At 55.9% G+C, this 24,612-nt stretch carries 25 protein-coding genes and 2 pseudogenes; 9 read left to right on the plus strand and 18 right to left on the minus strand.

Annotation, left to right across the window (positions count from 1 at the left end; translation table 11 throughout):
* Nucleotides 1-76 precede the first annotated feature (76 nt).
* A pseudogene (locus ACYVHB_RS10060) lies at nt 77-205 on the minus strand (hypothetical protein); the annotation flags it as partial.
* Between the two features lie 26 nt (nt 206-231).
* Here ACYVHB_RS10060 and ACYVHB_RS10065 point away from each other — a divergent pair.
* Nucleotides 232-843: pseudogene (locus ACYVHB_RS10065) on the plus strand (SDR family NAD(P)-dependent oxidoreductase); the annotation flags it as partial.
* Nucleotides 844-863: 20 nt separating this feature from the next.
* Here the strand turns inward: ACYVHB_RS10065 and ACYVHB_RS10070 are convergent.
* The 4 genes from ACYVHB_RS10070 to ACYVHB_RS10085 form a co-directional block, all read right to left on the minus strand.
* Entirely contained in the window at nt 864-1,658 is a 795-nt protein-coding gene (locus ACYVHB_RS10070; RefSeq protein WP_461051590.1) for an SDR family oxidoreductase, read from the minus strand.
* A 44-nt stretch (nt 1,659-1,702) separates the two neighbouring features.
* A complete protein-coding gene (locus ACYVHB_RS10075) occupies nt 1,703-2,113 on the minus strand; it encodes a Rid family hydrolase (RefSeq protein WP_461051591.1) in 411 nt (136 codons plus the stop codon).
* A 146-nt stretch (nt 2,114-2,259) separates the two neighbouring features.
* The gene (locus ACYVHB_RS10080; protein WP_461051592.1) at nt 2,260-2,523 is read right to left on the minus strand and encodes a hypothetical protein; all 264 of its coding nucleotides are present in this window, start codon (nt 2,521-2,523) and stop codon (nt 2,260-2,262) included.
* A 27-nt stretch (nt 2,524-2,550) separates the two neighbouring features.
* On the minus strand, nt 2,551-3,966 hold the full coding sequence (locus ACYVHB_RS10085; RefSeq protein WP_461051593.1) for a carotenoid oxygenase family protein: 1,416 nt from the start codon (nt 3,964-3,966) through the stop codon (nt 2,551-2,553).
* Between the two features lie 486 nt (nt 3,967-4,452).
* Here ACYVHB_RS10085 and ACYVHB_RS10090 point away from each other — a divergent pair, with 486 nt between their 5' ends.
* The 6 genes from ACYVHB_RS10090 (at nt 4,453) to ACYVHB_RS10115 (ending at nt 9,871) form a co-directional block, all read left to right on the plus strand.
* Nucleotides 4,453-5,403 carry a hypothetical protein gene (locus ACYVHB_RS10090; RefSeq protein ID WP_461051594.1) on the plus strand — a complete coding sequence of 317 codons (951 nt, stop codon included), beginning with the start codon at nt 4,453-4,455 and terminating at the stop codon, nt 5,401-5,403.
* 208 nt (nt 5,404-5,611) lie between these two features.
* Entirely contained in the window at nt 5,612-6,424 is an 813-nt protein-coding gene (locus tag ACYVHB_RS10095; protein WP_461051595.1) for a cupin domain-containing protein, read from the plus strand.
* Nucleotides 6,425-6,457: 33 nt separating this feature from the next.
* Nucleotides 6,458-7,192, plus strand: a complete 735-nt coding sequence (locus ACYVHB_RS10100; protein WP_461051596.1) for a pirin family protein — start codon at nt 6,458-6,460, stop codon at nt 7,190-7,192.
* A gap of 24 nt (nt 7,193-7,216) precedes the next feature.
* The gene (locus ACYVHB_RS10105) at nt 7,217-8,092 is read left to right on the plus strand and encodes an SDR family oxidoreductase (RefSeq protein ID WP_461051597.1); all 876 of its coding nucleotides are present in this window, start codon (nt 7,217-7,219) and stop codon (nt 8,090-8,092) included.
* Nucleotides 8,093-8,150: 58 nt separating this feature from the next.
* Nucleotides 8,151-8,894: an SDR family NAD(P)-dependent oxidoreductase gene (locus ACYVHB_RS10110; RefSeq protein WP_461051598.1), complete on the plus strand. Its 744-nt coding sequence runs from the start codon at nt 8,151-8,153 to the stop codon at nt 8,892-8,894.
* A gap of 101 nt (nt 8,895-8,995) precedes the next feature.
* Nucleotides 8,996-9,871: an NmrA/HSCARG family protein gene (locus tag ACYVHB_RS10115; protein ID WP_461051599.1), complete on the plus strand. Its 876-nt coding sequence runs from the start codon at nt 8,996-8,998 to the stop codon at nt 9,869-9,871.
* A gap of 206 nt (nt 9,872-10,077) precedes the next feature.
* Here the strand turns inward: ACYVHB_RS10115 and ACYVHB_RS10120 are convergent, their stop codons facing one another.
* From ACYVHB_RS10120 to ACYVHB_RS10180, 13 genes are all read right to left on the minus strand, one after another.
* Nucleotides 10,078-10,359 (minus strand): DUF3861 domain-containing protein, encoded by a 282-nt coding sequence (locus ACYVHB_RS10120; RefSeq protein ID WP_461051600.1) that lies wholly within the window; start codon nt 10,357-10,359, stop codon nt 10,078-10,080.
* Between the two features lie 86 nt (nt 10,360-10,445).
* The gene (locus ACYVHB_RS10125; protein ID WP_461051601.1) at nt 10,446-11,195 is read right to left on the minus strand and encodes an SDR family oxidoreductase; all 750 of its coding nucleotides are present in this window, start codon (nt 11,193-11,195) and stop codon (nt 10,446-10,448) included.
* A 30-nt stretch (nt 11,196-11,225) separates the two neighbouring features.
* Entirely contained in the window at nt 11,226-11,900 is a 675-nt protein-coding gene (locus tag ACYVHB_RS10130; RefSeq protein ID WP_461051602.1) for an SDR family NAD(P)-dependent oxidoreductase, read from the minus strand.
* Between the two features lie 80 nt (nt 11,901-11,980).
* The gene (locus ACYVHB_RS10135) at nt 11,981-12,421 is read right to left on the minus strand and encodes an ester cyclase (RefSeq protein ID WP_461051603.1); all 441 of its coding nucleotides are present in this window, start codon (nt 12,419-12,421) and stop codon (nt 11,981-11,983) included.
* 220 nt (nt 12,422-12,641) lie between these two features.
* Entirely contained in the window at nt 12,642-13,073 is a 432-nt protein-coding gene (locus ACYVHB_RS10140) for a helix-turn-helix domain-containing protein (protein ID WP_461051604.1), read from the minus strand.
* A gap of 155 nt (nt 13,074-13,228) precedes the next feature.
* Nucleotides 13,229-14,287 carry a DUF4440 domain-containing protein gene (locus ACYVHB_RS10145; RefSeq protein WP_461051605.1) on the minus strand — a complete coding sequence of 353 codons (1,059 nt, stop codon included), beginning with the start codon at nt 14,285-14,287 and terminating at the stop codon, nt 13,229-13,231.
* Nucleotides 14,288-14,391: 104 nt separating this feature from the next.
* Complete coding sequence (locus ACYVHB_RS10150; RefSeq protein ID WP_461051606.1) at nt 14,392-14,847, minus strand: thioredoxin domain-containing protein; 456 nt, start codon at nt 14,845-14,847, stop codon at nt 14,392-14,394.
* Nucleotides 14,848-14,904: 57 nt separating this feature from the next.
* Entirely contained in the window at nt 14,905-16,722 is a 1,818-nt protein-coding gene (locus ACYVHB_RS10155; protein WP_461051607.1) for a T9SS type A sorting domain-containing protein, read from the minus strand.
* Between the two features lie 135 nt (nt 16,723-16,857).
* Nucleotides 16,858-19,137, minus strand: a complete 2,280-nt coding sequence (locus ACYVHB_RS10160; protein WP_461051608.1) for a xanthine dehydrogenase family protein molybdopterin-binding subunit — start codon at nt 19,135-19,137, stop codon at nt 16,858-16,860.
* 35 nt (nt 19,138-19,172) lie between these two features.
* Nucleotides 19,173-20,177 (minus strand): FAD binding domain-containing protein, encoded by a 1,005-nt coding sequence (locus tag ACYVHB_RS10165; protein ID WP_461051609.1) that lies wholly within the window; start codon nt 20,175-20,177, stop codon nt 19,173-19,175.
* Nucleotides 20,178-20,215: 38 nt separating this feature from the next.
* A complete protein-coding gene (locus ACYVHB_RS10170) occupies nt 20,216-21,013 on the minus strand; it encodes a 2Fe-2S iron-sulfur cluster-binding protein (RefSeq protein WP_461051610.1) in 798 nt (265 codons plus the stop codon).
* A gap of 658 nt (nt 21,014-21,671) precedes the next feature.
* Nucleotides 21,672-22,409, minus strand: a complete 738-nt coding sequence (locus ACYVHB_RS10175; RefSeq protein ID WP_461051611.1) for an SDR family oxidoreductase — start codon at nt 22,407-22,409, stop codon at nt 21,672-21,674.
* 67 nt (nt 22,410-22,476) lie between these two features.
* Nucleotides 22,477-23,298, minus strand: a complete 822-nt coding sequence (locus ACYVHB_RS10180; protein WP_461051612.1) for a helix-turn-helix domain-containing protein — start codon at nt 23,296-23,298, stop codon at nt 22,477-22,479.
* A gap of 110 nt (nt 23,299-23,408) precedes the next feature.
* Here ACYVHB_RS10180 and ACYVHB_RS10185 point away from each other — a divergent pair, with 110 nt between their 5' ends.
* Nucleotides 23,409-24,011: a Crp/Fnr family transcriptional regulator gene (locus ACYVHB_RS10185; RefSeq protein ID WP_461051613.1), complete on the plus strand. Its 603-nt coding sequence runs from the start codon at nt 23,409-23,411 to the stop codon at nt 24,009-24,011.
* Between the two features lie 90 nt (nt 24,012-24,101).
* A complete protein-coding gene (locus tag ACYVHB_RS10190) occupies nt 24,102-24,554 on the plus strand; it encodes a nuclear transport factor 2 family protein (protein ID WP_461051614.1) in 453 nt (150 codons plus the stop codon).
* Nucleotides 24,555-24,612: the final 58 nt, after the last annotated feature.

Here is a 24,612-nt window from a genome sequence, read left to right on the forward strand (position 1 = left end):
TTAACTACCATCCGGCGAAAACCAAAAGCAGCTTTATACGAGATATTCGCGCCTTACTCGTTCCCGTTCTACGCTTTTATTCTTTTTGCGCCACGGACAGCACTTCAGCGAAGGTTCTTTCTAATTCCGCCCGGTGGTCGTTGCCCCACTGTTCCATGGTGCCAATAACGGGTAGAATGGAACGCCCCAGGCTGGTCAGGTGGTACTCTACTTTGGGCTGAGCAGGCGCAAGCCCTGTCTACGGCTATTGAGCAAGACGGTGGCACAACACTGGCCCTGAAGGCGGATATGGCTAATAAAGACGAAGTGCGCAACGCCATCAACGCGGTAGTGCAGCATTTTGGGCAGCTCGACATTTTAGTCAACAACGCTGGCGTATTTGTCAACAGCCCGGTTGACGAGGTTGCGCCCGACGAGGCTGCCCTTGCTCACTTGTGGCAAGTGAACACGTGGGGGGTAGCCCAGGCCGTACGCGCTACGGTGCCGCACCTCCCGGCGGGTGGGCGTGTTATTACGATTGGGTCGATGTCAAATGTTCGTACGGCGTTTGCGGGGTCCAGCGACTATGCAGCCTCGAAGGGCGCGCTGGCAGCCTACACGCGCGGGTGGGCCCGCGACCTGGCTCCGCGTAACATTACGGTCAATATTATTCAGCCGGGCATCATTGAGACGGACTTAACCCCAACAGACCCCACGGTGCTGGCCGCGCTGCTTTCCCCGATAGCTTTAGGCCGGTTGGGTACAGCGCAAGATGTGGGGCAGGTCGTGGCCTTCCTGGCCAGCGAAGCGGCCAGCTATATTACCGGGGCTACGTTAAATGTGGACGGCGGCTGGTCCATATAAATTGGAAGGGTAGAAGTTGCTCAACCATTGAATTTTCGGGCGGCTCCCCACTCGAACAGGCGGTAAAACATAAATTGCAGGATGGGCAGGGTTCGCGCATCGGTGCCAACCCGGTAACTGAATCGCGGACTCTTGGAGCGAAGTATCTTTACCACTGTGTCAGCTACCGGTTCCGGCGTGGGAGCCGTTTCAATCGAACGCGAAAAAACGGACAAGGCCTTCGTGCGGGTTGCATCGTAATCGGCGATACTGGGTTCGGCATATTCGAAGGCCTGCGCCAGATTCGTTTTGAAAAAGCCCGGCTCAACCACAGAAACGCTGATCCCGAACGGTTTGACCTCAAACCGCAGCGATTTAAAAAAGCCCTCTAATGCATGCTTGGAAGCGGCATAATAAGATTGAAACGGGACACCGATCAGGCCAGCCAATGAACCGATGGTGATGATTTTACCACTCCGCTGCTGTCGCATCATCGGTAAAACGGCTTTCGTCATATTAACCGTTCCCCAAAAATTCGTCTCAAACTGCTTGCGGGCCAACGCCGGGCTGGTTTCTTCGGCACTGCCATTAACACCATTGCCCGCGTTATTGATCAACACATCAATAACAGTCGTTTTAGCCGATAATGCCGCGATACAGTCACGAATAGACGCTTCGGACGTTACATCCAGGGCCAAAAGTTCAAAGGGAACGTTGGCCTGATGCTGATCTGGAAAGCGGCTGGTACCAACTACCCTGAAGCCGTTTTTATAGAGTTGGTTAGCAATCATCAAACCAATGCCTGAAGTCGCTCCGGTAATCAATACTGTCTGCATAAATTGCCGTTTCCTGGTTGAATTTTCGTTCGTGACAAGACCGCTTATTTAGATGCGTCGTTTGGCTTCTTAGCCACAACCTTGATTTCCACCAGTTGAGTAGGTATGCCCAGACCCACCACGCCAATCAGGGTACTCGGTACCTGCATCGGGTCTGGATACACCTCCCGCCCCAACTTCTGACGAGCCGCAAACGCCGTGCTGATATCGAGTACATAGACCACTTCGTCTACGACATCGCCCATAGTCATGTCAAAGCCGACCAGTAATTTCTGGATGTTGGCGTACGTCTGGCGCATCTGCGTTTCCATGTCGCCGGCAACTGTACCGTGCTCGTCGTGCCCTAATTGCCCGGATAACCACACGGTTCCGTCCTGTTTGAGGCCCTGGGCGTAGCCATATTGCGCTTCCCAGGGCATCCCGTGTGCTTGTGTATCTTTCTTCTGGGTTTCCATTTGCTTTGCTTTTTTAGTTTGCGCGAACGTAAGTCCTATTTTTGGTGGTTGCCGTTTATAATGTGTGCTGTAGAGTAAGAATCATACAACTATCTGAAGGTGACCTACATCACCGTTATTGGGTGATGTAGGTTTCTTGCTACGTCCTACGCGGATTTCACACCGGGTTCGGTGGTTCGGATGGTGAGCCGGTCCACGTCCAGTTCGTCGATGCGTAGTTTATGGATATAGCCCTGCCGGATACGCAGGTTGCCGATGGATAATGCCCCGATAGCCAGCGCACCGATGGCCAATGCACCAATCGCTCCGGCTCCCACCGCCAATGCGCTCAGGGCGGCTCGGCTGATGACTATTTGTTCAATGGTCCGGCCATTGTCGGGCAAACCGGATAAATGCTTGTTGATGGACATGTGCCTGAATTGGTTTAACGTGAGTTGTTAATTGGGTTCGGTGAAATACTGACCGTGAAAGCCAAACGGAATGTGCTGCGGTACGGTAGCGCGGGCAATTTCACCGAATGACTGCGCGTCCAGCACCAGCAAAAACGAGGTAGCCAGTTGGCTGTCGAATACGACCGACAGGATCACGCCCGCGTCTTCGGCCCGCCCGTCGGGGGCTGGTACAAACACTGGCTCGCCGGGATAACAGCCGTCCTCGTGCCAGACCGATACCGTCCCGGCGACCAAGTTGACTTTGGTGAGCTGGTTGTAGAAATCGGCCGTGTCACGCCGAACGCTGGCCGCGTACACATAGTTATAGTCCCCCCGCGTGTGGTAGCTGTCGTAGTGAATGCGGGGTAACTCCACGTTTTCGGCTGTCAGTAGTTCGTAGGTGGCCCGTTTGCCGTTCAGGGGGATGCGGTACCGGCGTAGTTCACCAGCAGGAATCCCGGCTCCGTCGGCCAGCAGGTGATCCAGATAGGTCGCTTTCACAAAGTCATCATTGGGGTAGGCGATCAGGTCCACGATCAGTTCATCGTCCCGCTCAAAGGCATTGACGTGGTGAAACACAAAGAAGGCTTCCGTGGGCGCATCGGCCACCACCTGCCCGCTCACTTTGTCGATCACGATAAAGCGTGAGCCATCTTCGGGTGTCCACTCAAAATTTTCGATAAACGGCTTGCCGCTCAGGGCCAGCGATACCGAACTCGACAACCGCAGGGCTGATTCGGCCAGGATGACGTAGCGTCCGCTGAGGCCAAAACTGTGGACGTAAGCGGGATGGTCCACCTTGAGGGTGCTCAGGGAAGTCAACTGCTTGCCCTGCATACTATAAAAGCGGTATTCGTTGGTGATGCCATACTTAGCCGCGTAGGTCAACCCCAAATCCCGCTCCCGGTCATGGTGCGGGTGGGCGGTGCTGTTTTGGGCATCGGTGCCGTCGTAATCATATACGCCCAGCGTGTCGAGCGTTTTGGGGTCGAAAACCATCGCCAGCGGATACTCGGTCAGGGTCACAAAATCAGCTCCAAACTTCGAGATGTTGACATTACCATTGCCGCCGTAGTCCGGCTCGGTAAATAGGGACACCACCCGTTTGAAGAGCGACTTGCAGGGATCGGTCGCAAAATCGGCATACTTAATCCGTCCTTCCGCGTTATTTTCGCGGAAGGCGAGCGACTGCAAAAACCGGTTGCGGTACGACACCCGGCCATCGGCAAAGGCGAACCGATGGAGCATCGCCAGCCCGTCGAACCAGTGGCGGTACGAATCGGGGCCTACCTCAAACTGGGCTGGTCCGGTGCGGAGGAGTGCGCCGGTCAACCAGGCGGGTAGCTTTCCCCGCACCGGTAGCTGGTCGATGGTGATTTCGTTGGGCTGGGTCTCCAGCCCGCCTTTGAACAGATTTCCCATGATTGTCTATTAATAAGCAGTACTAACGTTCCGGGCCTGTTCAGCGCTGGATACCCGTTGAAAACGCCGGGCGTAATTCGTTTCGATTCCATTACAGATAAAGCCCCTGATCGCCGGGTCATTAGTGACATTATCACCCACCTTTTTCAATTCTCCAGCACACTCTCCGTGCCGCACAAACGTAAGCCACTACCCGTGAAGAATATATGACCACCATCATCAGGCCTTATGACTCTCGTCGGTTCGACACGTTGAGTGTGTTGACTGCCCGGTTTGGCCGCGCCCGCCGGGTGCGCTAACTACCTTGAAATCGCTTTGGCTGACCACCATCCGGGAACAGGACCAGGCCGACCATCCGACGTTTCAGAGCCGGTACTGTTCTCGTTCGCTCAATTAAAGAGCGTAAACAAAAACACACGTTGGCCTGTCCTCGTTGATGCCAATAGTCTACCTGTGAGGTAGTTAACTGTATCATTCGCGAAGAATATGGCTGTTGAACTGGAATTTAAAGTAGAGAAAGGTTTCGATTTTGCGCAAACATTCGCCAACTACTTCGGGGTAAATGCTGTCAACAATCAGGTATGCCTGCCCGAAACGCTCGGAACCGGATTTATTAAGGAGGTTTATCTGGAGAACGGTCTTAAGCTCTGTCTCCATCGGTACTGCCTCAAGCAACCGCTTACCCTTCGGCGCCTGGCTACGTCAGCGCAGCACGACCGGCTAACAATCCGCTTCAGCGGCAGTAAGGTACAAGTCGATGCAGGCGACGAACTGGATGCGTTTGCCCCCTTTCGCAGCCGGGAATACGCGATTCAACTGGCGACCAGCAACCTGTTTGCCCAGATTACACTTCCCTCCAAGGAGAACGTAAATTTCATCGCGCTTACCATCGCCCGGCAAGCACTCCTGAATATGTTGCATGTAGGCCACGAAAGTCATCCGCTGATCGCTATTCTGGCGACGAATCAATCGTTTGTTTTTCACGAAATAATGACCCCGGAGATGCAGCGCACGTTTACCCAGCTAAACGGAATCAACGGCACGGGTGAACTGGCTCATTTGCTGTATCAGGTGAAGACGCAGGAACTTATTTGCCTACTGTTTACCAGGCTGCTGGCCCGCCCGTCGGTTGAGTTACTACCCATCGACGCCACAGATGCCGAAACCATTCACGCGCTGCGGACCGCCGTCCTGGCCGATTTAAGCGTAACGCCCCCGTTGGCGCAACTGAGCCATAATTTCGGCCTGAGCCAAACAAAGATGACCCGACTGTTCCGGCAGGTATTTGGCGATAGTATCTATACGTATTATCAGGCCGGGCACATGACCGAAGCCGCCCGCCTGCTCATCCGGTTTTCGTTTCGGAGACGGCATACCGGCTGGGTTTCAGTAAACTCAGTCATTTTATCCGTCTGTTCGAGAAGCACCACCAGTTAGCCCCAAAACGCTACCAGGCAACCGTCAAACGGTACGACAACAAACTGGCCCTCAATCTTCACTCGGTTATATCGGACTAATCTTCAGACGGATACGACTATTTTGTCATCCATTCGCCCGCCAATTTTGCATACCCATTCGTACCTACTGTCGGGACGCATTTTGTCCCTTGTTTGTGCCGTAAAGAGTAAGCAAACCAACTGGCGTTATGACGACAAATGCACCGCTTCCCAAGCTGTTTACGCTGGGAAAGCCCGAACAGCCCAACCGGGCATCACTGGCCTCTATGACCTGCAACTGGGCAGTCAACGGCAAACCCCAACCCCTCAGGGCCGATTACACACCTCGAACAGCAGCGGTGCCGATCCGCAGGAAAGACACCCTGGTATCGCCTGATCTGGTCTACCCGGTTTCTCCCGGAAATGGCCGGGTATTCGGCCAACTCATGGTGGCCCTGATGCTCGTTTGCCACACCGCTCAATCACAAACCCCAACTAAAAAAACGATGGAAACCACAACGAACCAATTGCTCACAGCCGCCCCGCAGGAAGGGCAGACCCTCTCGGTCGTCGGCGATACGTACCGCCTGATCGTGACCGGCAAACAAACCAATGGCGACTACGCCATGATCGACATGCTGATTCCACCGGGGGGCGGGCCCGGCCCGCACGAACACGCAGGCTTTCACGAAACGTATTACGTGCTCGACGGCGAAGTCCTGTTTCAGTTTGAAGACAAATCAATAACAGCGAAGAAGGGGCAACTCGTCAGCATTCCAAAGGGTGGGGGCGTTCATCGCTTCAAGAACGTGTCGAGTGCCAACGCCCGCATGATGTGTACGGTGGTTCCTTCGGGATTAGATGAATTTTTCGGGGAAATCGGCAAGCCCGTAGCTCCCGATGTGTTACTACCGCACCCCCCGCCGATGGGACCCGATGAGCAGAAGCGGCTACAGGCGATTGCCGAACGCTACGGCCAAAAACTCTACCCGCCGGACTACTTCGACAAACTCAAAAAATAGGGTTCAGTTACGCCCGTTTATCTCCCCAAATTTATGCTAACCATATCCCGCCAATCGGATCACCCGCAGTTAGGAGGTGGCGCGTTCCAGATTCGGCGCATTCACCCCGGCCTGCGCCTGAACCTCCCGGACGATGCCGGGCTGGGACCGCTGGGCCTGGTTGATCACGCCACAGTGCAGGGGGGCGTGGTTGTACCGATGCACGAACACCGCAACGACGAAATTCTGTCGTACATCCGGCAGGGTTCGGTCATGCACGAAGACACAACGGGTCGGCGGGAACTGCTCACCTCGACTCACCTGATGATGATGAGTTCAGGGCAGGGGACATCTCACAAAGAATCGGTGCAGTTGGCCAACGCACCGCTGGAGATGCTGCAAATTTTTGTGCGTCCCCGTCAGGCCGATCTTGCTCCGCAGGTCGCGTTTCATCGGTTTGAAACAGCAGATTCACCCAATGCGTGGCGGTTAATTGGCGGGCCGGAAGAAGCCAATCCCCTAACCATCCGAAGTGCCGTGTGGCTTTATGATGCGCAGCTAACCCAACATACCCTGCCGCTGCCGGTCCTGCCAGGTCACACGGCCTTCCTGTACGTATTTAGCGGCAGGGTAGCAATAGAGGGAGTTGCTTCGGACCTGCAAAAAGGCGATTCGGCGATTATAGCCGACGAACAAGTAAGCATACAGGCTCCCCAACAGGCACAGGTGGTCGTGTTTCTGGTCGATAGGCGGGCGGAGTATTCCCGCGCCGGATCACTGAGCGGATAGTTTGTAAACATCAAAAATTAACTCATGAAGGTATTAATGATTGGCGCAGCCGGTAACTACGCCGGATTGGTCGTACCCGAACTAACCAAACGCGGGGTGCAGGTACGGGCTTTGGTGCGGGACGAACAACAGGTACAAACCGCCCGTGAACGTGGTGCTGCCGAGACGGTGATGGGTGACCTGCACAACCCTGACAGCCTGCAAAAGGCGGCTGAGGGGATGGACGGGGTATTCCACATCAACCCGGCCTTCGCGCCCGACGAGGACGAGATGGGCGTGGCGATGGTCGAAGCCGCGAAAGCGACCGGGGTACGCAAGTTCGTTTTTTCGAGCGTCTACCACCCCTCCATTGCCAAAATGCGCAATCACGCGGCCAAGCAGCCGGTGGAGGAAGCCCTGTACGAGTCGGGGATGGTGTTTACGGTTCTGCAGCCCGCCATGTTCATGCAGAATCTCGAAAGTGGCTGGCCTGCGGTTGCCCGAAGTGGCCGGATTGCCATGCCTTACTCAACACGGGCCAGGGTTTGCTACGTCGATTACCGCGATGTAGCCGAAACAGCGGCCCTTGCCCTGACCGGCGATATGCTGGATTACGGTACGTTCGAGTTGTGTGCCCCCGGCATGATCAACCGGCTGGACATGGCCGCTCTGATGAGCGATGCACTGGGGCGACCAGTCGAAGCGGGGGAAACTCCCTTCGCCGAGTGGGCTGACCGGGCCAAAATGCCGGAAGGTCCCCTGCGTGAGGGCTTGCAGGTCATGAATGCCCACTACGACCAATACGGTTTTCCCGGTGGCAACGCGGTAGTGCTGCGGACTATTCTGGGCCGCGAACCCCGGACCCTGCGCCAGTACATTCAGGAACTGGCCAGCCAGCCAACGGGGGAGACGATGCACTGATTAGTCATAGAGTAACCGCTAATCAACACGTATTTACAACCAATAAAAAAACAACGTTATGAATCTTTCAGGTAAATCAGTCGTCATTACGGGTGCCGCCGGTGGCATCGGAAAAGCGTTTACGCAACGCTTTCTGGCGGAAGGAGCGCGGGTCTGCGCGGTTGATTATTCGGTCGAGGGGCTGGATAAATTAGTGGGCGAGGTGGGCGGGTCCGGGGAACTGCTGCCCATTCAGGTCGACGTCAGTAAGGAAGAAAGCTGTCAGCAGATGGCCGATCAGGTGAAGAAGACATGGGGACGGGTTGATGTCATCATCAACAATGCGGGCAAATTTCCCTTCAAGCCGTTTGAGGAAACTACCTACGAGGAATGGCGCACGACGATGGCCATCAACCTCGACAGTCAGTTTCTGATCACCAAAGCCCTGCTGCCCCTGCTGAAAGAAAGCAAAGCAGGGCGCATCGTCAACATCAGTTCGGGCAGCATTTTCGCGGGGCCGGGCGAGCAGGTACCCTACGTGGCGTCCAAAGCGGGCGTCATTGGTTTCACTCGGGCGTTGGCCAACGCCCTGGGGCAATACAACATCACCGCCAATGCCGTTACGCCGGGCGTGGTGGCTACCGAGGCTGCCATAAAGGAGTTTCCGGAGGGGATGATCGACATGGTTGCCAAGATGGGTGCCCTGAAGCGACGCCAGACGGCTGAGGACCTCGTGGGAACGGTGCTGTTTTTATCGTCGGACGAATCGGCCTTCATGACCGGTCAAACGCTCAACGTCGACGGCGGGCGTTCGTTTATCTGAACCAGGCAGGTCCCGTTTTTTTACCAAAAAATAATGTATAAACGGGCTTAAATCAGCCCGTTTATGGTCGAAAACGACTAACTCAACATACACACAAAAAAATGGAAACAACACAAGTAATTCTTGTCACCGGTGCAACAGGTCATCAGGGTAATGCCATAGCTCATCAGCTCCTGCAACGGAAAAAATTCGCCGTGCGCGGGCTGGTGCGTGACGGGGAGGAAAGCAAACCCCTCGCGCAGGCCCTACGGCAAGCGGGTGCCGAACTGGTAGTTGGTGATCTCAACGACCCCAATTCCCTCCGTCAGGCGATGCAGGGATGCTACGGCGTTTTTTCGATGCAGGGCATCCAAGACGGGATGGACGTCGAAATTAAGCAGGGCAAGGCGGTTGTCGACGCGGCCAAAGCGGCTGGCATCGGGCATTTCGTGTACAGTTCGGTGGGGAGTGCCGAACGGCAAACCGGCATCCCGCACTTCGACAGCAAGTTTCAGGTGGAGGATTACGTCCGGGCCAGTGGCCTGCCCTACACCATTATGCGGCCGGTGTTCTTCTTCTTCAATTACGACGCCATGCGGCCCATGATCGAGGGTGGTACGCTTTCGCTGCCGCTCAGTCCCGATACGAAGCTCCAGCAGCTTTCCGAAGACGATTATGGAATGATGGTGGCTGATGTGTTCGAGCGGCCCGGCGATTTTCTGAACCAGGAACGGGAGTTGGCCAGCGTGGAGCTGACTATGACGGAAACGGCGGCCACCTTCAGCCGTGTGCTGGGCCGAAACGTCGATTACCAGCAGACTTCGTTCGATGCCTTCAAAGAGCAAACAGGGGAAGAAAATACCATTATGTTCCGCTGGTTCGAGGAGGCCGGTTATAGTGCCAATCTGCCGGAACTGACGCGTGATTTTCACGAACTGACCGGCTTCGAGCCGTACCTGCGCGACCACGACTGGGCAACATCACCACAGAAAGCCTGACGTCACACCGGTCGCCTGATAGCGGTGACTGAATCCGCAATCAGGCGACTGGTGTGACGCAAAACGGCTTCCCAGAGGCAACGTATCAATACCAGTCGATTCGGTTTTGTACCTGCACGGGTGTACGACCAGGCGGCTACGGTAGCAGCCGGTTGCCGCAGGAAATCTTTCATACGGTCTGCCTTCGGGACATGAGCATCGGTTGGTTATCGTTTCAACTTTTCCATAAAAATCCGGAAGGCGGGTAGCAGTTCGTCAAAAAGCGGATGAGTCCGATTTTTAATCATTACCTCGCTGAACAGCTTTATGCCGATGGCAAACTCAGTTGCCTGTTGCACGTCGTGAAATGGGTCCTTTTCCCGCAAACGACGGATGATATTGAACACGTCATCATGGTTCTCAAACTCCAGCCGCAGGGATTCCGATTCCTCTCCGCTGGCCAGCAGCGGTTCCAGCGTCAGACGGTATCTGTTTGCTCGTTTTGCCATTATTTTCCGTTGAAAAGTTAGAACTTACGCCATCGCTGTTCACCTACCCATCAGCCGACAGCTAGCAACGGCGTAAGTCCTGACAATTAATAAATAGACCCGCCATTCACCGCGAGGTGCTGTCCGTGAATAAAACTGCCTTCGTTTGAGGCCAGAAAAGCGGCTACGTTACCCACATCGGCCACGCTGCCCAGTCGGTTGAACGGACTGCCCGCCATCATCTGCTTTTTCACGTCGGCGGGCTGATTCGTGATCACCCCGGCATTGTCGATGATGCCCGGCATGATGGAATTGACCGTAATTTGCCGCGCACCCAGTTCTTTCGCCAACACCTCCACGAACAGTTTTGGTCCTGCCTTGCTGGCTGCGTAAATAGCGGCTCCCGGATCGGGATGGATGCTCATCGTGGACGAAATCAAGATAATCCGCCCCCCGTCGGCCACGTGTCGGGCCGCCTGCTGAAGCACAAAAAACGTCCCCTTCACGTTTAGCCCGAACACCTTGTCGAAGTCAGCTTCGGTGGACGCTAAAACCGGCGTTTCAATCAACTCGACCCCGGCGTTGGCGACCACGATATCCAACCGGCCAAAATGCGCAAGCGCGTCGCTGTACATTTTTTCAATCGCAACCCGGCTCGACACATCGGCTTTGAGGAGCAAATAGTCCATCCCGAATTGTTCGATTGCCTTGGCCGTCTCGGTGGCGGCAAGCTCGTCGGCCGAATAGTTGAGGACGAGTCTGATACCTAAGGAGGCATATTTCTCGGCAATGCCCCGGCCAATTCCTTTGGTAGCGCCGGTGATTAAGGCCACCTTACCGGTTAATTCAGTGTACATGACTGCCTGATTATGAATTGAGTAGGTTCATCAAAACGCTTCTACTTCGCCAATTGCAGCATTCCAGAACTTACCGCTTTCGGTGTTGGTCACGATGCCCTGATACAGCCCGTTGGCCGCTTGCTCCGGCGTTAAGGTGGCCTGGTCACCACCCATTTTGGTTTGTACCCAGCCGGGGTGCATGGGCGTTACCCGGATACGACGTTCGTCCAGGCGCGTGGCGAGCATGGCCGCGTACATGTTGATCGCGGCTTTGGAGAGCCGATACCCCGGTCCGTTGGGAGCAGCGTTGCGGGGCAGGCCCATGTTGCTGGAGATGAAAATCACCTGTGCCCCGTCGTTCAGGTAGGTCAGTAACGGCTCGGTCAGAAACACAGTACCGGTAATGTTGGTCGCCAGCGTTTGGGTGAAAGCTCCCATGTCGGGGGTCACTGCAAACACGTCGGGGGCGGCACCGGCGTTATTCACAAGCAAATCAATGCCATCGGTCAGTTCAGCAATCCGGCTCACGGCCTGCTGTACACTGTCTTCGTTGGTCACCTCCAACGGGATTATCTGTACGTTCGGATGGTCAAGTCCATCCACCGTGCCGGTTCGGGACGTGCCGATGACCTGATAGCCTTCGGCCAGGAGTTTTTTGGTCAGTGCCAGGCCGATGCCACTGCTGATGCCGGTGACGACGGCGGTTTTTATGGAGTTTTTCATTGTGTTTTTGTGTCAATCGGGGGTTATCGACCTGATAGTCAGTTACCTGATTCGGAAATTCGCCCGATGAAAAAAGTGATTTATTTGGTGGAGAAAATGGCGTAGGGCATAAAGGAGCCTTCTTCCAGATGCCACGTGTGGGTCAACTTACCGGCCTTCAGGTAATGAAACTCGTGCAGGATAATTGATACCCGCTGGCCAGTCGTTGAAACACCCGGTACATCGTGCTGATTGGTGAACGTGATTTCGGCCCGTACCCCGGCGCGTTCGTGGGTGCCGTAGAACTCGTGAATGACAACTTCCACGTCAGGAAACGCGGCTATAAAACCGGTCATGATGTCCTGCAGTCCCTGCGGGCCGTCTACCTGTCCGGGAGCGAGCGGAATATCCTGCCAATCGGGGGTGCATACCTGGTCGAGTAGTTCGGGCTGGTGCAGCTTCCAGGCACTGTAAAATGTTTCGATGGCCTGGCGCTCTTCCGTCGTCAAGGCCTGTACTCGTTCTGTTGTCTCGTTTTCCATTGTCATCGTTATCGTTTGTCAACGGGACAAAGGTCGGGACAAGGGGTACCCTGGCTGTGGTGAGTATTTAAGGACTATTGGTTAGTATTTAAGTATTGAGCATCCGACCTAAGCCGTTGAAAGCGGGTTGTTGTTAAGGAGTTAGCGGGGGACGAATAAAAAAGGCAGGTCGATGGAAATCGACCTGCCTTTTGTCAAAAATTAATCGGCGCTTCCTCAATCAGGCAACCATCGTCAGTTGTGGTTCACTAACAGCAACAGATTGAGGGTTAACAAGTTGGCTACTCAGTTGCTTCCGGTATTCCGATGGGGTCATGCCCACGTAGGCTTTAAAGAATTTGGTAAAATTGGACGTATCGTAGGTCAGCCGACTGGCTACCTCGCCTATAGATAAGTCCGAATCAGCCAGCAATTGTTTGGCTTCGCGGGCAATCCGAAGCTCGTAGAAGTGGCAGGGGTGAAAGCCCGTATCCAGCTTGATGACATTGCTGATATGAACCGGATGGAGGCACATGACATCGGCAATCTCGCGGAGGGGCGCCATTTCCTGCACCCGGCCAGCCATGAAATCGTCCATGTGTTCGTTCATCACCCGTAGAAACGATTGCGTAATCTCAGCCTGCCGACTCAGGTATTTTTTGGGGATTTTCATGGTCGCGCGTCAATGGATTTACTCTATAACACTATCTGCAAATTTCTGGTTTTTGACGCTGACTAAATGATGATAGTTTGAGGTGAAGATTATCAGAAAAAGTTAGCAGGCTGATTATCAAGGTAAACATTGCTCAGGTCACGCCCTACCAGAGATCACTTGGTTACCGGCATTTCGGTCGCCTGGTGCGATACAATCTGCCAGTTACCATCCGTCTGCTTCGCCCAAACGCGGGTATGCCCGGTGTATTTGACGGGTTGAGGCCGAACGTCGATGCTAAGGACGTTGTGATACTGGCCCGTGACCACGGCTGAGTTTCCGTAAGATCGCACCCGGTTTTCGTCAATAACAAAAGTATCGAAGGTGGTTTTCTCCGCTCGGAAGCTGGCCATAAATTCAGCGGTAGTTCGTACCGTGCCGTTACTTTCCACGTTAACGCATTCGGGGGCCATCAGCCGTTCCAGCGTAGCGTAGTCCCGCCCGATCATGGCCTGCACCCGGTCGTTTTCGAGCCTGAGGATTTTTTTCTCCTCGTCCATGACTGAAAACGTGGCTTGCCCGGTGACAGGGGTCATTGCTGATTCGGGTTGGGCGGACGCCTTGAACAGGCGGGCGGCCGTGTTACAGTCGTAGGGCATACGGGCCAGTCGGTGGATCAGCTCGACTGCCATTCCCCAGGGAGTCAGGAAGAACCAGCTATCCTGTCCGGTATTTGGCCCTTCGGTGTTGTGGCGCGGCCCTTCCAGCAACAGTACGTTTTTGGCTTTCAGGTATGCACCCGCCACGTTGATGTCGTCCACGTCGAAGGCGAAGTGACCCACGTTCAGGCCACTGCTCAACGGCATGACCGGTGGCGCACCGGGGCGATACTCGATCAGTTCGACATTCAGGTTGGGACCCAGCCGAAGCATGACCAGTCGTGTGGCCGCGCGCGGATCGGCGTTGAGACCGGCGGGTGCTTTGGGGCTGAGTCCGTCGGCACTGAAGGGAGCGGAACGCCACAGCACGGCGGCCCCCAACACGTCGGTAAAAAAGGTAATGGCCTGTTCAAGATCGCGGACGGCGAACCCGGCGTGGTCAATCGACCGCGCACCGGGAATGGCGATGTGCTCACCTGAACCGGTAACGGGTTGAGCGTTGGCCTGTAGCGCGGTGGCGGTCATGGCAGCGAAGACGACAGGCAACAAGGTTGAAAGTGAGGTGAATTGATGCATCGTTTTTAGGCTTCAAACCCTACGAGGGCGCTGATAGATGCCATATTACAGCCTGGTGACCTCCGCTGGCTATGTCGTTCAGACTGACGCGGAGCCGGTAGCGGTTACTTTCCCAGGTGCACCCCACATCGGCGAATGAAGCTCAGGGCATGTGGCAACACAGCCGGTGTTTTAAGCGACTCCAGAGCCGCCAGCACCTCGCCCGGCCGGATGTCCTGACCCGTTTCAACCCTGATTTTCCACCGGAGGACGCTGTACTCGTCAAGCAGAACCAAGGCCCGCTGCCCAGCCACGCCAAACTGACGGGCCAGTTCACTGCGGCAGTCGAGCGAATGCCAATCGTCGGCAGCCGTATCGACAAAGGTTGCCTGAGCACCTAATGCCTGCGACAAACGCGCAAAGATTTCACTCTGGTAGGCGTAAGCCGGATTCCACTCGACCGGCGCAAACGCCAAGATAACTGGCCTGCCGCGCAATTCGGCGAGTTGAGAACCATCGGGTAATGTAGCATTTGGCGCGAGGTCGCCGGTTTGCAGCGCGGCTGTTACGTCCTGATTCATAAGCGTTTGTTGAACAGATAGTAACGGGTTGCCGATTGGCAGAGAACCCGGCTACGGTTATTCCTTCAGCACCTTAACGGTGCTGCGCTGCCGGGCGGTTTTGACCTGCAACAAGTACGTACCCGCCGGTCGGTTCAGCTGCAGGGTTTGCTGCTCAACACGACCGGGCTGATTGATGGTGGCTTTACTGATTGAACGGCCCTGACTATCGATAAGATTAGTTTCCAAAAACTGACCCTCCGCCCCCCGGACCTCAAACCGGACGGCATCGCCAGTGACCGGGTTGCCCAGCAATGTTACGGTCAGGGGGGTATTGACGGGTTCTTCGGCGGCCCGACGCAAGCTGCGGCAGGGACGCGTCCAGACAATGGTCGAGGTGACGCCGTTCTGCGAGGCTGTAATGGTGTAGGTGTCGTTGTCGCGGTTGCCGGGGTCAAGGGTTTCGATGCAGTTGGTCGTCGGGGGGGTGATACCGGCGGCTGCGAAGGTGATGGGTGAACTGTTCCCCCCCGTCGTGTAGAACCGGATAACGCCCGTAGCGCAGTCGTACACCGGTATCAGCAGGGTCAGTGGCTGGCCGAGGGTGTTTACCGGACTGCCACAGCCCGTTGATGCGGTCGTTGCGGATGCGGGTGGGCTGGGCTGGGCGCAAAAAGCGGCAAAATCAAAGGCGTAGCGCACCGTCACGCCCGACTGCGTGGCCGTGATAACGAGCACCTTCGGATCGCCCCGCAAGCCGTCTTCTACCACCCCGTTTCGGGCCGTAGAGGAAGCCCGCTGAACGCCCGGCACATCAAACATGATGCTCGTGCCGTCGCCCCCGCTGGTGTTGAGCGTAATGGCTCCCGTAGCGCAGTTGTAGGTTGGCTCGGTCAGGACGAAGCGACCCGGTGCCGCATCGTTATCGAGAATGGCAATCGTCCGGGTCGTCGCGGTTCCCAACACCAACGACGAGTTGGGTACATCAATCGTCAACCGCAAGGTATCCGTCCCTTCCACGATGTCATCGTTACGGATGGTAACCACCGTCGAGCCGGAGGTGGCTCCGCTGAGAATGGTAATCGTCGCATTCTGAAGTCGATAATCATCGCCGGTGATGTTTGTACCCGATCCCCGGAGCCGAACGGACTGATCGCCAACTACAGGAGCCGATGCCGTGACGGTGGCCACCACCAGACTGTCGGCACCGCCTTCCCTGACGGTCATGGCACTGACCGAAAGCTCGACGGTCGTGGGCAGAACGAATACCTGCGGGGTGTTTGGCAAGCCCGCGTTGACGCGGCCCGGCGAGTAGGTAGCCAGTTCGGACCACGTAAAATCGGTGTAGCGCGCCCCCCGGCCCTGTAGTTGCAGGGATTGGGTGCCGTTGGTGGCACTGTGAACCCGAGGAATGACCTGCGCTACCATCCCGGCGGCTGGCCCGTTAACCGCCGTCAGCGAACTGCCGTAACTCACTAATTGCGCGACGGTGCCCGACGCGTTGATCAGTGCAATGCCACTGCCAGGGGCCGTCTGGAGCGTGGCGGGGGGTAGCGAGAAGGCCAGCGTACCATAGCCGTTCTGCTGGTTCTGAATCAGGCCCGAAACAGCGATTGTGTCGTATACCCGCCCCCGATTCGGCGTACCCCTGCCGACCGGAACATCACTGCCGTAGAGAATCAGCCGCCAGTTGGTGAGGTTCGTACCGGCTGGTCCGGCGATCTCGACCAAGTTGGGCAGGACGGGCTGGAATCGGCCATTGAGGAGCCGGTTGCTGTCGTAGGTTAACTCATTGATAAAAACCGACTGCGCCCGGATGCCCGGCACGATCAGAAGAAAAAGGCCCAGGAGCAGCACCAGCCGCCCGCTACGAATGCGTAAAAAGAGCGTTTTCATAAGACGTTGACTAAGATGATGTGTATAAGTGTTGAGCCGGGCCGCCGATGCGGTGTTTTAGTATTTCAGTTATGCTGATGAGCAAACACTTACGCACAAAAAACACAAACACAACTTTTTACGTGAGCCAGGCGATTACAGCAGTTTGTCGGGCGTCAGGGGTAGTTCGCGGATGCGCTTGCCGGTGGCGTTGAAGACCGCATTGGCAATGGCCGCATTCACACCTACTACGCCGATCTCCCCGCCCCCTTTGGCTCCGATGGGCGAGAGACGGAAGTCGGGCTTGCCGATAAAGTGCACGTCAATCGGGGGAATATCTAAATGCACCGGCACGTGGTAATCGCCCAGCGTCCGGGTGACCGGGTTGGCGTAGCGCATGTCGTAGGCCGTTTCTTCCATCAGGGCCGAACCAATGCCGAAAACAACGCTGCCACGGATCTGCGAAGCTGCCGTTTTTTCGTTCATCACCTGCCCGATGTCATGCACGCTCACCACCCGTTTGACCCGCACGATGCCCAGATCGGGGTCCACCCACACTTCGACGAACTGCGCCCCGAAGGCCTGAAACGAGTACCGGTTGGCATCGTTATTCTGGTCCAGATCATAAGGAGCGAGGGGACACGATGAACTCGGTGGCCCCTGACCGGGACCGGCTGCGGGCATCGACAGGGTGCAGACATCCAGCATTGGCCGGTTGCTGCGACGCACGATATCGGCGTAGGTGTCGCTCACCGAAGGGTCTGTTTTCAGGAAAAACCGACCGTCGGCGAAAGAAATATCTTCCGGCTTACGACCCGCCAGCCGAGATCCCCGATCGGCAAGGGCGATGTCCAGCAACTGGGAACGCAGGATGTTACAGGTCTCGTAAACGCCCGACGTGACGCTGGCGGCTGATACCGAACCAACGGAAGCGGGCGCGGGCGGCAAGCTTGAATCGCCAAGGAGCACCGTAATTTTCTCCATAGGCAGGCCCAGGGCATCGCCCGCCGTTTGTGCCATAATGGTGTACGTACCCGTCCCCATGTCGTGGGTTGCACTCATCACCTTGATCGAGCCGTCGGGCATCATTTGCACCCGAACGGCGGCTGACCGGCGAACGCCCGGGTACGTCGCGGAGGCCATCCCGTAGCCCACCAACCAGCGACCGTTGCGCACCTGACCGGGCACCGGATTACGGTTGGACCAGCCAATTTTCTCGGCCCCAACCGAGTAACACTCTAACAGGTGTTCGCTCGAAAACGGCAACTTCGACACTTGGTTGATGGCGGTGTGGTTTTGCACCCGCAGGGCCAGCGGGTCCATGTTCAGTTCATACGCCAGTTCGTCCATCGCCGATTCGAGCGCGAACGTACCCGGTGCTTCACCCGGTGCCCGCATATAGAGGGGCGGGCCGATGTTGAGCGTCGTGATGGTGTAGCTGATCTCGTGAACCGGTGCTTTGTACAGAATCTGGCTCTGGGAGCCGGTGTTCTCGAAGTACGTCGACAGGTTCCGGTACGAGTCGCTATGGTGCCGCATCACGCTGAGATTCCCGGCCCGGTCGCTGCCCAGACTCACGGTTTGAATCGTCTCGGGTCGGCGGCCAGTGTTGGTCTGCATCATCTGCCGGGTCAGCACAAATTTCACGGGTCGGTTAACGACCCGTGCCGCTATCGCCGTCAGGATAATGTTGCTGAATTGCAGTCCTTTACTGCCAAAAGCCCCGCCGACGTAATACGACAGGACCAGCACGTCTTCCGGGGCCAGACCAAGCATATACGCCGTAGTACCCTGTACACCGTTTACGTTCTGCGTCGAGTCGTAGAGGGTAAGTTTGTCGGTGCCCTGCCAGATGGCAATGGTCGCGTGCGACTCCATCGGTTGGTGATTCTCGTTCGAGGTCACGTATTCATGCTCGATTCGGACCGGCGCGGCAGCGAGCAGGGGCGCGGCCTGACCGATATTGACCTGCGAGAGTCCCCCCGCCGAGTTGATTTCGGGCGTGTTTGCGTTGGGTAGCTCCTTCTCTAAGTCGATGGCCGGTTCTTCCCGGTTGTAGGAAACGGTGACGAGGTTGGCTGCGGCCCGCGCCTGTTCGTAGGTTTCGGCGATCACAAGGCCGATGTACTGCCCGAAATAATGGATTCGATTATCCTGCAAAGGCGGGATGAAATCAGCGAGGCCACCGCCGGTTCTGACCATCGGATTGAGGGGGCGCAGCCGGGGGGCATTGCGGTAGGTCAGAATCGAGAGTACACCCCCGCTCCGTTCGGCGGCTTCGAGGTTAAAATCCCGGATGGTGCCTTTGGCAATGGTGGACCGGACGGCAAACCCGTAAACCAGGTTCTCGGGTTTAAATTCGGCGGTGTACCGGGCCGCGCCGGTCACTTTGAGTCGTCCGTCGATGCGGTCGATGGGTTTGCCAATGAGTGCCATGTAAAAGTCGTCTGGAAAATAAACGTTGAGAAAACTTACGCGCCGGTGAAGGCCTGCATCAGCGCACGGGTGATGATTCGCCTGCCTAACTCCACTTTGAAGCCGTTGTGCTCCAGCGGTCGGGCTAAGCGCATTTCGGCCTCTGCCGCCTGCCTGAAGTTGGTTTCGTTGGCCACTTTACCCACTAAAAACCGCTCGGCCTCGAAGGCCCGCCACGGCTTGTGCGATACCCCGCCCATTGCCAGCCGCGCCTGTTGGATGGTATTCCCCCCATCTGTTTCTAATCCAGCCGCCACCGACATCAGGGCGAAGGCGTAGCTGGACCGGTCCCGCACTTTGAGGTAGTACGACTTGTCGGCTAAGCGGCTGGGCGGCAGTTCGATGGCCGTGATCAACTCCCCCACGGCCAAGTTGTTGTCGAGTTGGGGTGTGTCGCCGGGGAGCCGGTGGTAATCGTTAAAAGGGATCGAGCGGGTGGCACCGGCGGCATTGCGCACGACGACCACCGCGTCGAGGGCGGCTAAGGCAATGGCCATGTCGGAGGGGTAGACCGCCACGCACTGCTCCGACCAGCCGAAGATGGCGTGGAGCCGGTTTTCGCCCCCCAAAGCCGAGCAACCGCTGCCGGGCATCCGTTTATTGCAGGGCATCGAGACCTCATAAAAGTACGGGCAGCGGGTGCGCTGGTTGAGGTTGCCGCCGTTGGTGGCCATGTTGCGAATCTGGACCGACGCACCGGCTAAGGTGGCCTGGGTCAGCATGGGGTAGTTTTGCCGGATCAGGGGGTGGTTGGCCGCATCGGAGTTTACGCCCAGACTACCCAGCGAAACGCCCCCCTGATTGGGTCCGCTGGTGATGGCGCGGATGTCGGTGAGCGGGAGGTTGGTGATGTCGATGAGGGCGGTTGGCCGTTCCACGTCTTCTTTCATCAGATCGACGATGTTGGTGCCCCCCGCCAGAAATTTTACGGTGGGGTCAGCCGTGGCCGATTGAGTGGCCGAGTCGGCGTTGGTCGCTCTGGAATAGGTATACGGTCTCATAACGTTGCTGCTGGATTGGTTGGGTTAAGTACGATTGGCTACTGGCCTGCGGGCGTCTGTCGGCCATCGGGAAACTGCCAGACCTGCACCACCTCCCGGCCCGTGTGTACTTCGCGGATAGCGTCCACGATGCCGTTGTAGGCCGCGCACCGGCAGATGTTGCCCGACATCCGCTCCCGAATCTCCTCGTCGGAGAGTTCCAGGGGCCGGGCCGGAGTGCGCACGTCCGCCGTAACGTAGCTGACATCGCCCCGTTTGGCTTCGTCCATCAGGGCGATGGCCGCGCAGATTTGGCCGGGCGTGCAGTAGCCGCACTGGTAGCCGTCGTGTTTGATGAAAGCCGCCTGTATGGGGTGTAGGTTGGTGCCATTGGCAATCCCTTCAATCGTGGTCACGGCTTTGCCCTCGCAGGTGGCGGCCATCGTCAGGCAGGACAGCACCCGTCGCCCGCCGATGAGCACCGTACAGGACCCGCACTGACCGTGGTCGCAGCCCTTTTTGGAGCCGGTCAGGTCGAGCCGTTCCCGCAGGGTATCAAGCAGCGTCATGCGCGAATCGACGGCCACCGAGCGGGCGGTGCCGTTGACCGAGAAGCCGACGCTGACGGTGTTTTCCAGGCTGGCCGCGTAGGTTTCCGTAGCGGCTGGTTCGGCGAGGGCTTCCGCACCCAGCAGCGGCCCGACCAGCACCCCGCCCGTAGCGACCGAGATCATCTTGAGAAAATCGCGCCGTCGCCGACCGAAATCCGACAGTTCAGTCGGTGCTGCCGCCATGAACTGATCCAACAGTCGCTGCTCGTCTTCGGTCAGTTTCGGTTGTTGCGTGTTGTCTGCCATGATGAAGCTGTTTTGCCGACAATGCGGGGTTAACGTTGAGAAAATGAAGTACTTACTGGTACTGTTATGCCGTCTCCGGGACGGGACACGTCCGGGGAGTCAGGCAACAATGGAAACAGTCGCCAGCCGTAAACAAAGCCGGGTCAGTCCATTCGATGAGTTGTTCGGTGGGTGGTCTTACTCGTTGCGGTGCAGGCAAAGCACTTAATGAACCCGTTGCACTTTCTGCTCAATTGGCACACCCGCAACCTTGATGGAGGGCAGGCAACGAGAATTAGTCTGTCAGTTAACCAGCGATGTACCGCTGGTTAACTGACGGAACAAAGGTTGGGGATCGCCGTTGGCAACGACGTACAAGAACTACAGAATTAGATACAAATATCTAAGTAACATTGTGCTAAGCCAGATTACAGACGGTCGCAATGACCGCCGAAGCAACACCAGGCTATTCCTGTTTGTGTACAGCCAATCGTAAGATATCTGTTTAGTCTCACGAGAAGAAGGTCTTGCGAGATGAGTTGAGAAGCCCAACGCTATCAAGTAGTTAAGGTATCTCTACAAACCAAAACCCTCACACTGGTCGGTTAGACTGGTATGAGGGTTTGAACGGACTCATTTGTCAGGAATCCACAGGCTTATACCTCGTGGATTTTCAACATTACCAGGGGCAACTGGCCGGTTCGGGAAAGTACTCTTCGCTGATGAATTTGCCGGTTGGCCCGTTCTGGTCGATCAGTGCGTATTTGGCGATCCGTTGCCCAGCCTGCTCCACCGTGCTGGTGCCCTGGTGGTTGGTGAAGTCGGTTTGGGTGTATCCGGGACAAACTGCGTTGACTCTGAACGGGGTATCACGAAGCGCATAAGCCAGACTGATCGTGTACATATTGAGGGCCGATTTGCTGGATTGGTAGACCGACAGTTGGTTGTGGTAGTCGCCACTGGCGGGGCCAGCCGCCAAGCTGAGCGATCCCATTGATGAGGTCACGTTTACGATGCGTGGTTCATCGGACTGTTTCAGCAAATCAATAAACGCCTGCGTAACCCGGACCACCCCGAACAGATTGGTCTCGTAGACTTCCTGAAACTGGTCAATTGTTGCGTCGAGGGCCGACTGGGGGATTCCGCCCGAAATGCCGGCGTTGTTGACCAGCACGTCCAACACCGACGTTTTTTCACCGATGACGGCACGGGCCGCCCAAACCGATTCGGAATCGGTAACGTCTAATTGGATGGCTTCGACCTGGTTAATGCCGTCGGCGTTGAGTTTTTGCGCTGCGGCTAAACCATTTTCCAGGTTACGGCAACCCAGATAAACGAAAAATCCCTGTTGCGCGAGTTGTCTCGCGACTTCCAGACCAATGCCTTTGTTGGCTCCGGTTACTAATGCTGACTTCATTTTGCTCGCTGTTTTAGAACAAGGCAAAAGTCGCTCCTCCGAAACCAACTGACGTGGACAAATCAACTCATTTGCCGGACAAATCGTGGCGGTCGCCGAGAAAGGCACTGACACTCTTGCCGGTTCGCTTTTTGAAGAGCCGCGAAAAATAAGCCGGGTCATTGAAGCCCAGATCATAAGCCAATTCTTTGACCGACGGTGTGGCGTAGTGCAGCTTCCGCTGGGCTTCCTGAATCAGACGGTTGGTCATCCATTCTTTGGGCGAAAGGCCCGAAAACTCCTTCACAAGACCGTAGAGACCATTCGGGGTCATCGCCAATTCGTCGGCAATGGTGTGTACCGTATGCTGCTCGGTCAGGTGCGTTTCCACGGCTAAGGTAAAGGCAACATATTTTGACAGCTTGGAGTTTGATGGGGAAGGCTGCTCACGATCCCCGAAGTAAGCACTGTTGAACTCGGTCAACAGCGCGTTCAGATGCGCCAGAATGATGTCTGCCTTCTTCTGCTTTCCGGGCGAATGCAGCAGTTGAAATAACATGGACAGCACCGCCTTTACCCGCCCTTTTGCTTCCGGCTCGAACGTAATTGTGTTTACGCTCAACGGATTGACCAGAAACGGGTAAGTGTGCGGAAGCATCGCCAGGGTGTTTTCATCGAATCCGATTTTATACTGTTGACTATCTTTATTGGGGGAAGGATGCGCGAAGATTTGATTGGGCACCCCAAACACTAACTGGCTATCGGAAATGGTGATGTCCTGCAAATCGACCTGAACGGTTTCTGACCCCCGATCCAAAAATATAAAATAATAATAAGCCAGTTTGTGGGGTTGCAGCAGCTTTTTCCAAATAGCCTCCGGCAGGGCGATGGCACAATTTTCGTTTACCATGATGGGTACTTGAGCATGGTAATTCATCTGGTTCAGTAATTCCTTTACTTCTTGCATATCAGCGAGTTATCTAATAGTCAACCAAAATTATACTAAGCAAGCAGCCCACGATGGAACAGCCAATTCAACCCGACTTCAGCCGTTTGGAAAATGCCGTTCGGGGACTTAATTCCCAATGCACCGACGAGGAATGGAACTACCTCCGAACGGGTGCTCGCTTAGAATCGGTTGCCGCGCACGACTTCTTTGTGCAGGCCGGTCAGAAAGATCACCGCTTAGGCTTTGTGAACGAAGGCTTGCTGCGAATTTATTACGTCAATGAAAAAGGCGAAGACATTACGATTCAATTTTCTGCACAAGGCGATTACGCCACCGATTATTATTCATTCATTACGCAAAGCCCCAGCAAATACTCTTTTCAGTGCTTAGAGCCTACCACCCTGCTGACGTTTTCCTACCAGCACATCCAGCAGGGGTATCAACAGTATCCGGGACTGGAACGTTACGGTCGGTTAGTAACCGAAGAAGTCTTTAAGGTTCAGCAACGACGGATCGAAAGCTTTCAGTTCGACGGCGCGGAAAAACGCTACCTCGATTTTATTCAGCAAAACCCCGCCCTCTTCAACCGCATTTCGCTCACCCATCTGTCGTCTTACATAGGCATCGAACGCCAGTCGCTGAGCCGGATTCGCAAAAAAATCATGGGCCTGTAACGATTGTCACATTTGTGTCAGGTCAGCCCCCGCAGCATGCACGACCTTTGTCTCAGCGAAAGTGAAATAATCACAAAACACGCTCAGACCATGTATAACGCCATTATTAAAGGAAAGATCAAGGAGGCCTTCGGGCTGATTAATCAACACCAATACGCCGAAGCGTCAAAGGGCCTGGCCCTGAACATTACCCATACGTTCTCCGGCAACCATGCCCTCGGCGGTATTCGCCACGACCAGGCCGCCACCAAGTTGTGGTTCGAGCGGGTGGGACGGCTGTTGCCCGACCTGCACATCGAGATTGACGACGTACTGGTGCGGGGCTGGCCAAATGACACGCTGGTGATTGCCCGCTGGCACGCCACGGCGGGCCTGAAAGACGGGAGCCGTTACGCCAATCACGGGGTTCACTTTGTGCGGATTCAGTGGGGCAAGATCACGGAGATGACCGTTTACGAAGATTCGCTTGCCGTTTCTGAGGCTTTAGAACGCCAGTATGCCGCCGGTATCTCCGAAGCGAAAGCCCTTCCGATCATCAGCTAACGTACCCGGCAAGCCCCGTTTTCTCAATTATCATCTCTTCATTTTAAAAAAAACCAGT

This window comes from Spirosoma arcticum, from assembly GCF_054779955.1.

Coding starts and splice junctions, on each gene's coding strand:
- ACYVHB_RS10070 (WP_461051590.1), bottom strand. CDS start 1,658: ATGCAGACAGTATTGATTACCGGAGCGACTTCAGGCATTGGTTTGATG.
- ACYVHB_RS10085 (WP_461051593.1), bottom strand. CDS start 3,966: ATGGGAAATCTGTTCAAAGGCGGGCTGGAGACCCAGCCCAACGAAATC.
- ACYVHB_RS10090 (WP_461051594.1), top strand. CDS start 4,453: ATGGCTGTTGAACTGGAATTTAAAGTAGAGAAAGGTTTCGATTTTGCG.
- ACYVHB_RS10175 (WP_461051611.1), bottom strand. CDS start 22,409: ATGAAGTCAGCATTAGTAACCGGAGCCAACAAAGGCATTGGTCTGGAA.
- ACYVHB_RS10100 (WP_461051596.1), top strand. CDS start 6,458: ATGCTAACCATATCCCGCCAATCGGATCACCCGCAGTTAGGAGGTGGC.
- ACYVHB_RS10160 (WP_461051608.1), bottom strand. CDS start 19,137: ATGGCACTCATTGGCAAACCCATCGACCGCATCGACGGACGACTCAAA.
- ACYVHB_RS10110 (WP_461051598.1), top strand. CDS start 8,151: ATGAATCTTTCAGGTAAATCAGTCGTCATTACGGGTGCCGCCGGTGGC.
- ACYVHB_RS10105 (WP_461051597.1), top strand. CDS start 7,217: ATGAAGGTATTAATGATTGGCGCAGCCGGTAACTACGCCGGATTGGTC.
- ACYVHB_RS10140 (WP_461051604.1), bottom strand. CDS start 13,073: ATGAAAATCCCCAAAAAATACCTGAGTCGGCAGGCTGAGATTACGCAA.
- ACYVHB_RS10190 (WP_461051614.1), top strand. CDS start 24,102: ATGTATAACGCCATTATTAAAGGAAAGATCAAGGAGGCCTTCGGGCTG.
- ACYVHB_RS10115 (WP_461051599.1), top strand. CDS start 8,996: ATGGAAACAACACAAGTAATTCTTGTCACCGGTGCAACAGGTCATCAG.
- ACYVHB_RS10095 (WP_461051595.1), top strand. CDS start 5,612: ATGACGACAAATGCACCGCTTCCCAAGCTGTTTACGCTGGGAAAGCCC.
- ACYVHB_RS10130 (WP_461051602.1), bottom strand. CDS start 11,900: ATGAAAAACTCCATAAAAACCGCCGTCGTCACCGGCATCAGCAGTGGC.
- ACYVHB_RS10155 (WP_461051607.1), bottom strand. CDS start 16,722: ATGAAAACGCTCTTTTTACGCATTCGTAGCGGGCGGCTGGTGCTGCTC.
- ACYVHB_RS10180 (WP_461051612.1), bottom strand. CDS start 23,298: ATGGTAAACGAAAATTGTGCCATCGCCCTGCCGGAGGCTATTTGGAAA.
- ACYVHB_RS10185 (WP_461051613.1), top strand. CDS start 23,409: ATGGAACAGCCAATTCAACCCGACTTCAGCCGTTTGGAAAATGCCGTT.
- ACYVHB_RS10075 (WP_461051591.1), bottom strand. CDS start 2,113: ATGGAAACCCAGAAGAAAGATACACAAGCACACGGGATGCCCTGGGAA.
- ACYVHB_RS10165 (WP_461051609.1), bottom strand. CDS start 20,177: ATGAGACCGTATACCTATTCCAGAGCGACCAACGCCGACTCGGCCACT.
- ACYVHB_RS10170 (WP_461051610.1), bottom strand. CDS start 21,013: ATGGCAGACAACACGCAACAACCGAAACTGACCGAAGACGAGCAGCGA.
- ACYVHB_RS10150 (WP_461051606.1), bottom strand. CDS start 14,847: ATGAATCAGGACGTAACAGCCGCGCTGCAAACCGGCGACCTCGCGCCA.
- ACYVHB_RS10120 (WP_461051600.1), bottom strand. CDS start 10,359: ATGGCAAAACGAGCAAACAGATACCGTCTGACGCTGGAACCGCTGCTG.
- ACYVHB_RS10135 (WP_461051603.1), bottom strand. CDS start 12,421: ATGGAAAACGAGACAACAGAACGAGTACAGGCCTTGACGACGGAAGAG.
- ACYVHB_RS10080 (WP_461051592.1), bottom strand. CDS start 2,523: ATGTCCATCAACAAGCATTTATCCGGTTTGCCCGACAATGGCCGGACC.
- ACYVHB_RS10125 (WP_461051601.1), bottom strand. CDS start 11,195: ATGTACACTGAATTAACCGGTAAGGTGGCCTTAATCACCGGCGCTACC.
- ACYVHB_RS10145 (WP_461051605.1), bottom strand. CDS start 14,287: ATGCATCAATTCACCTCACTTTCAACCTTGTTGCCTGTCGTCTTCGCT.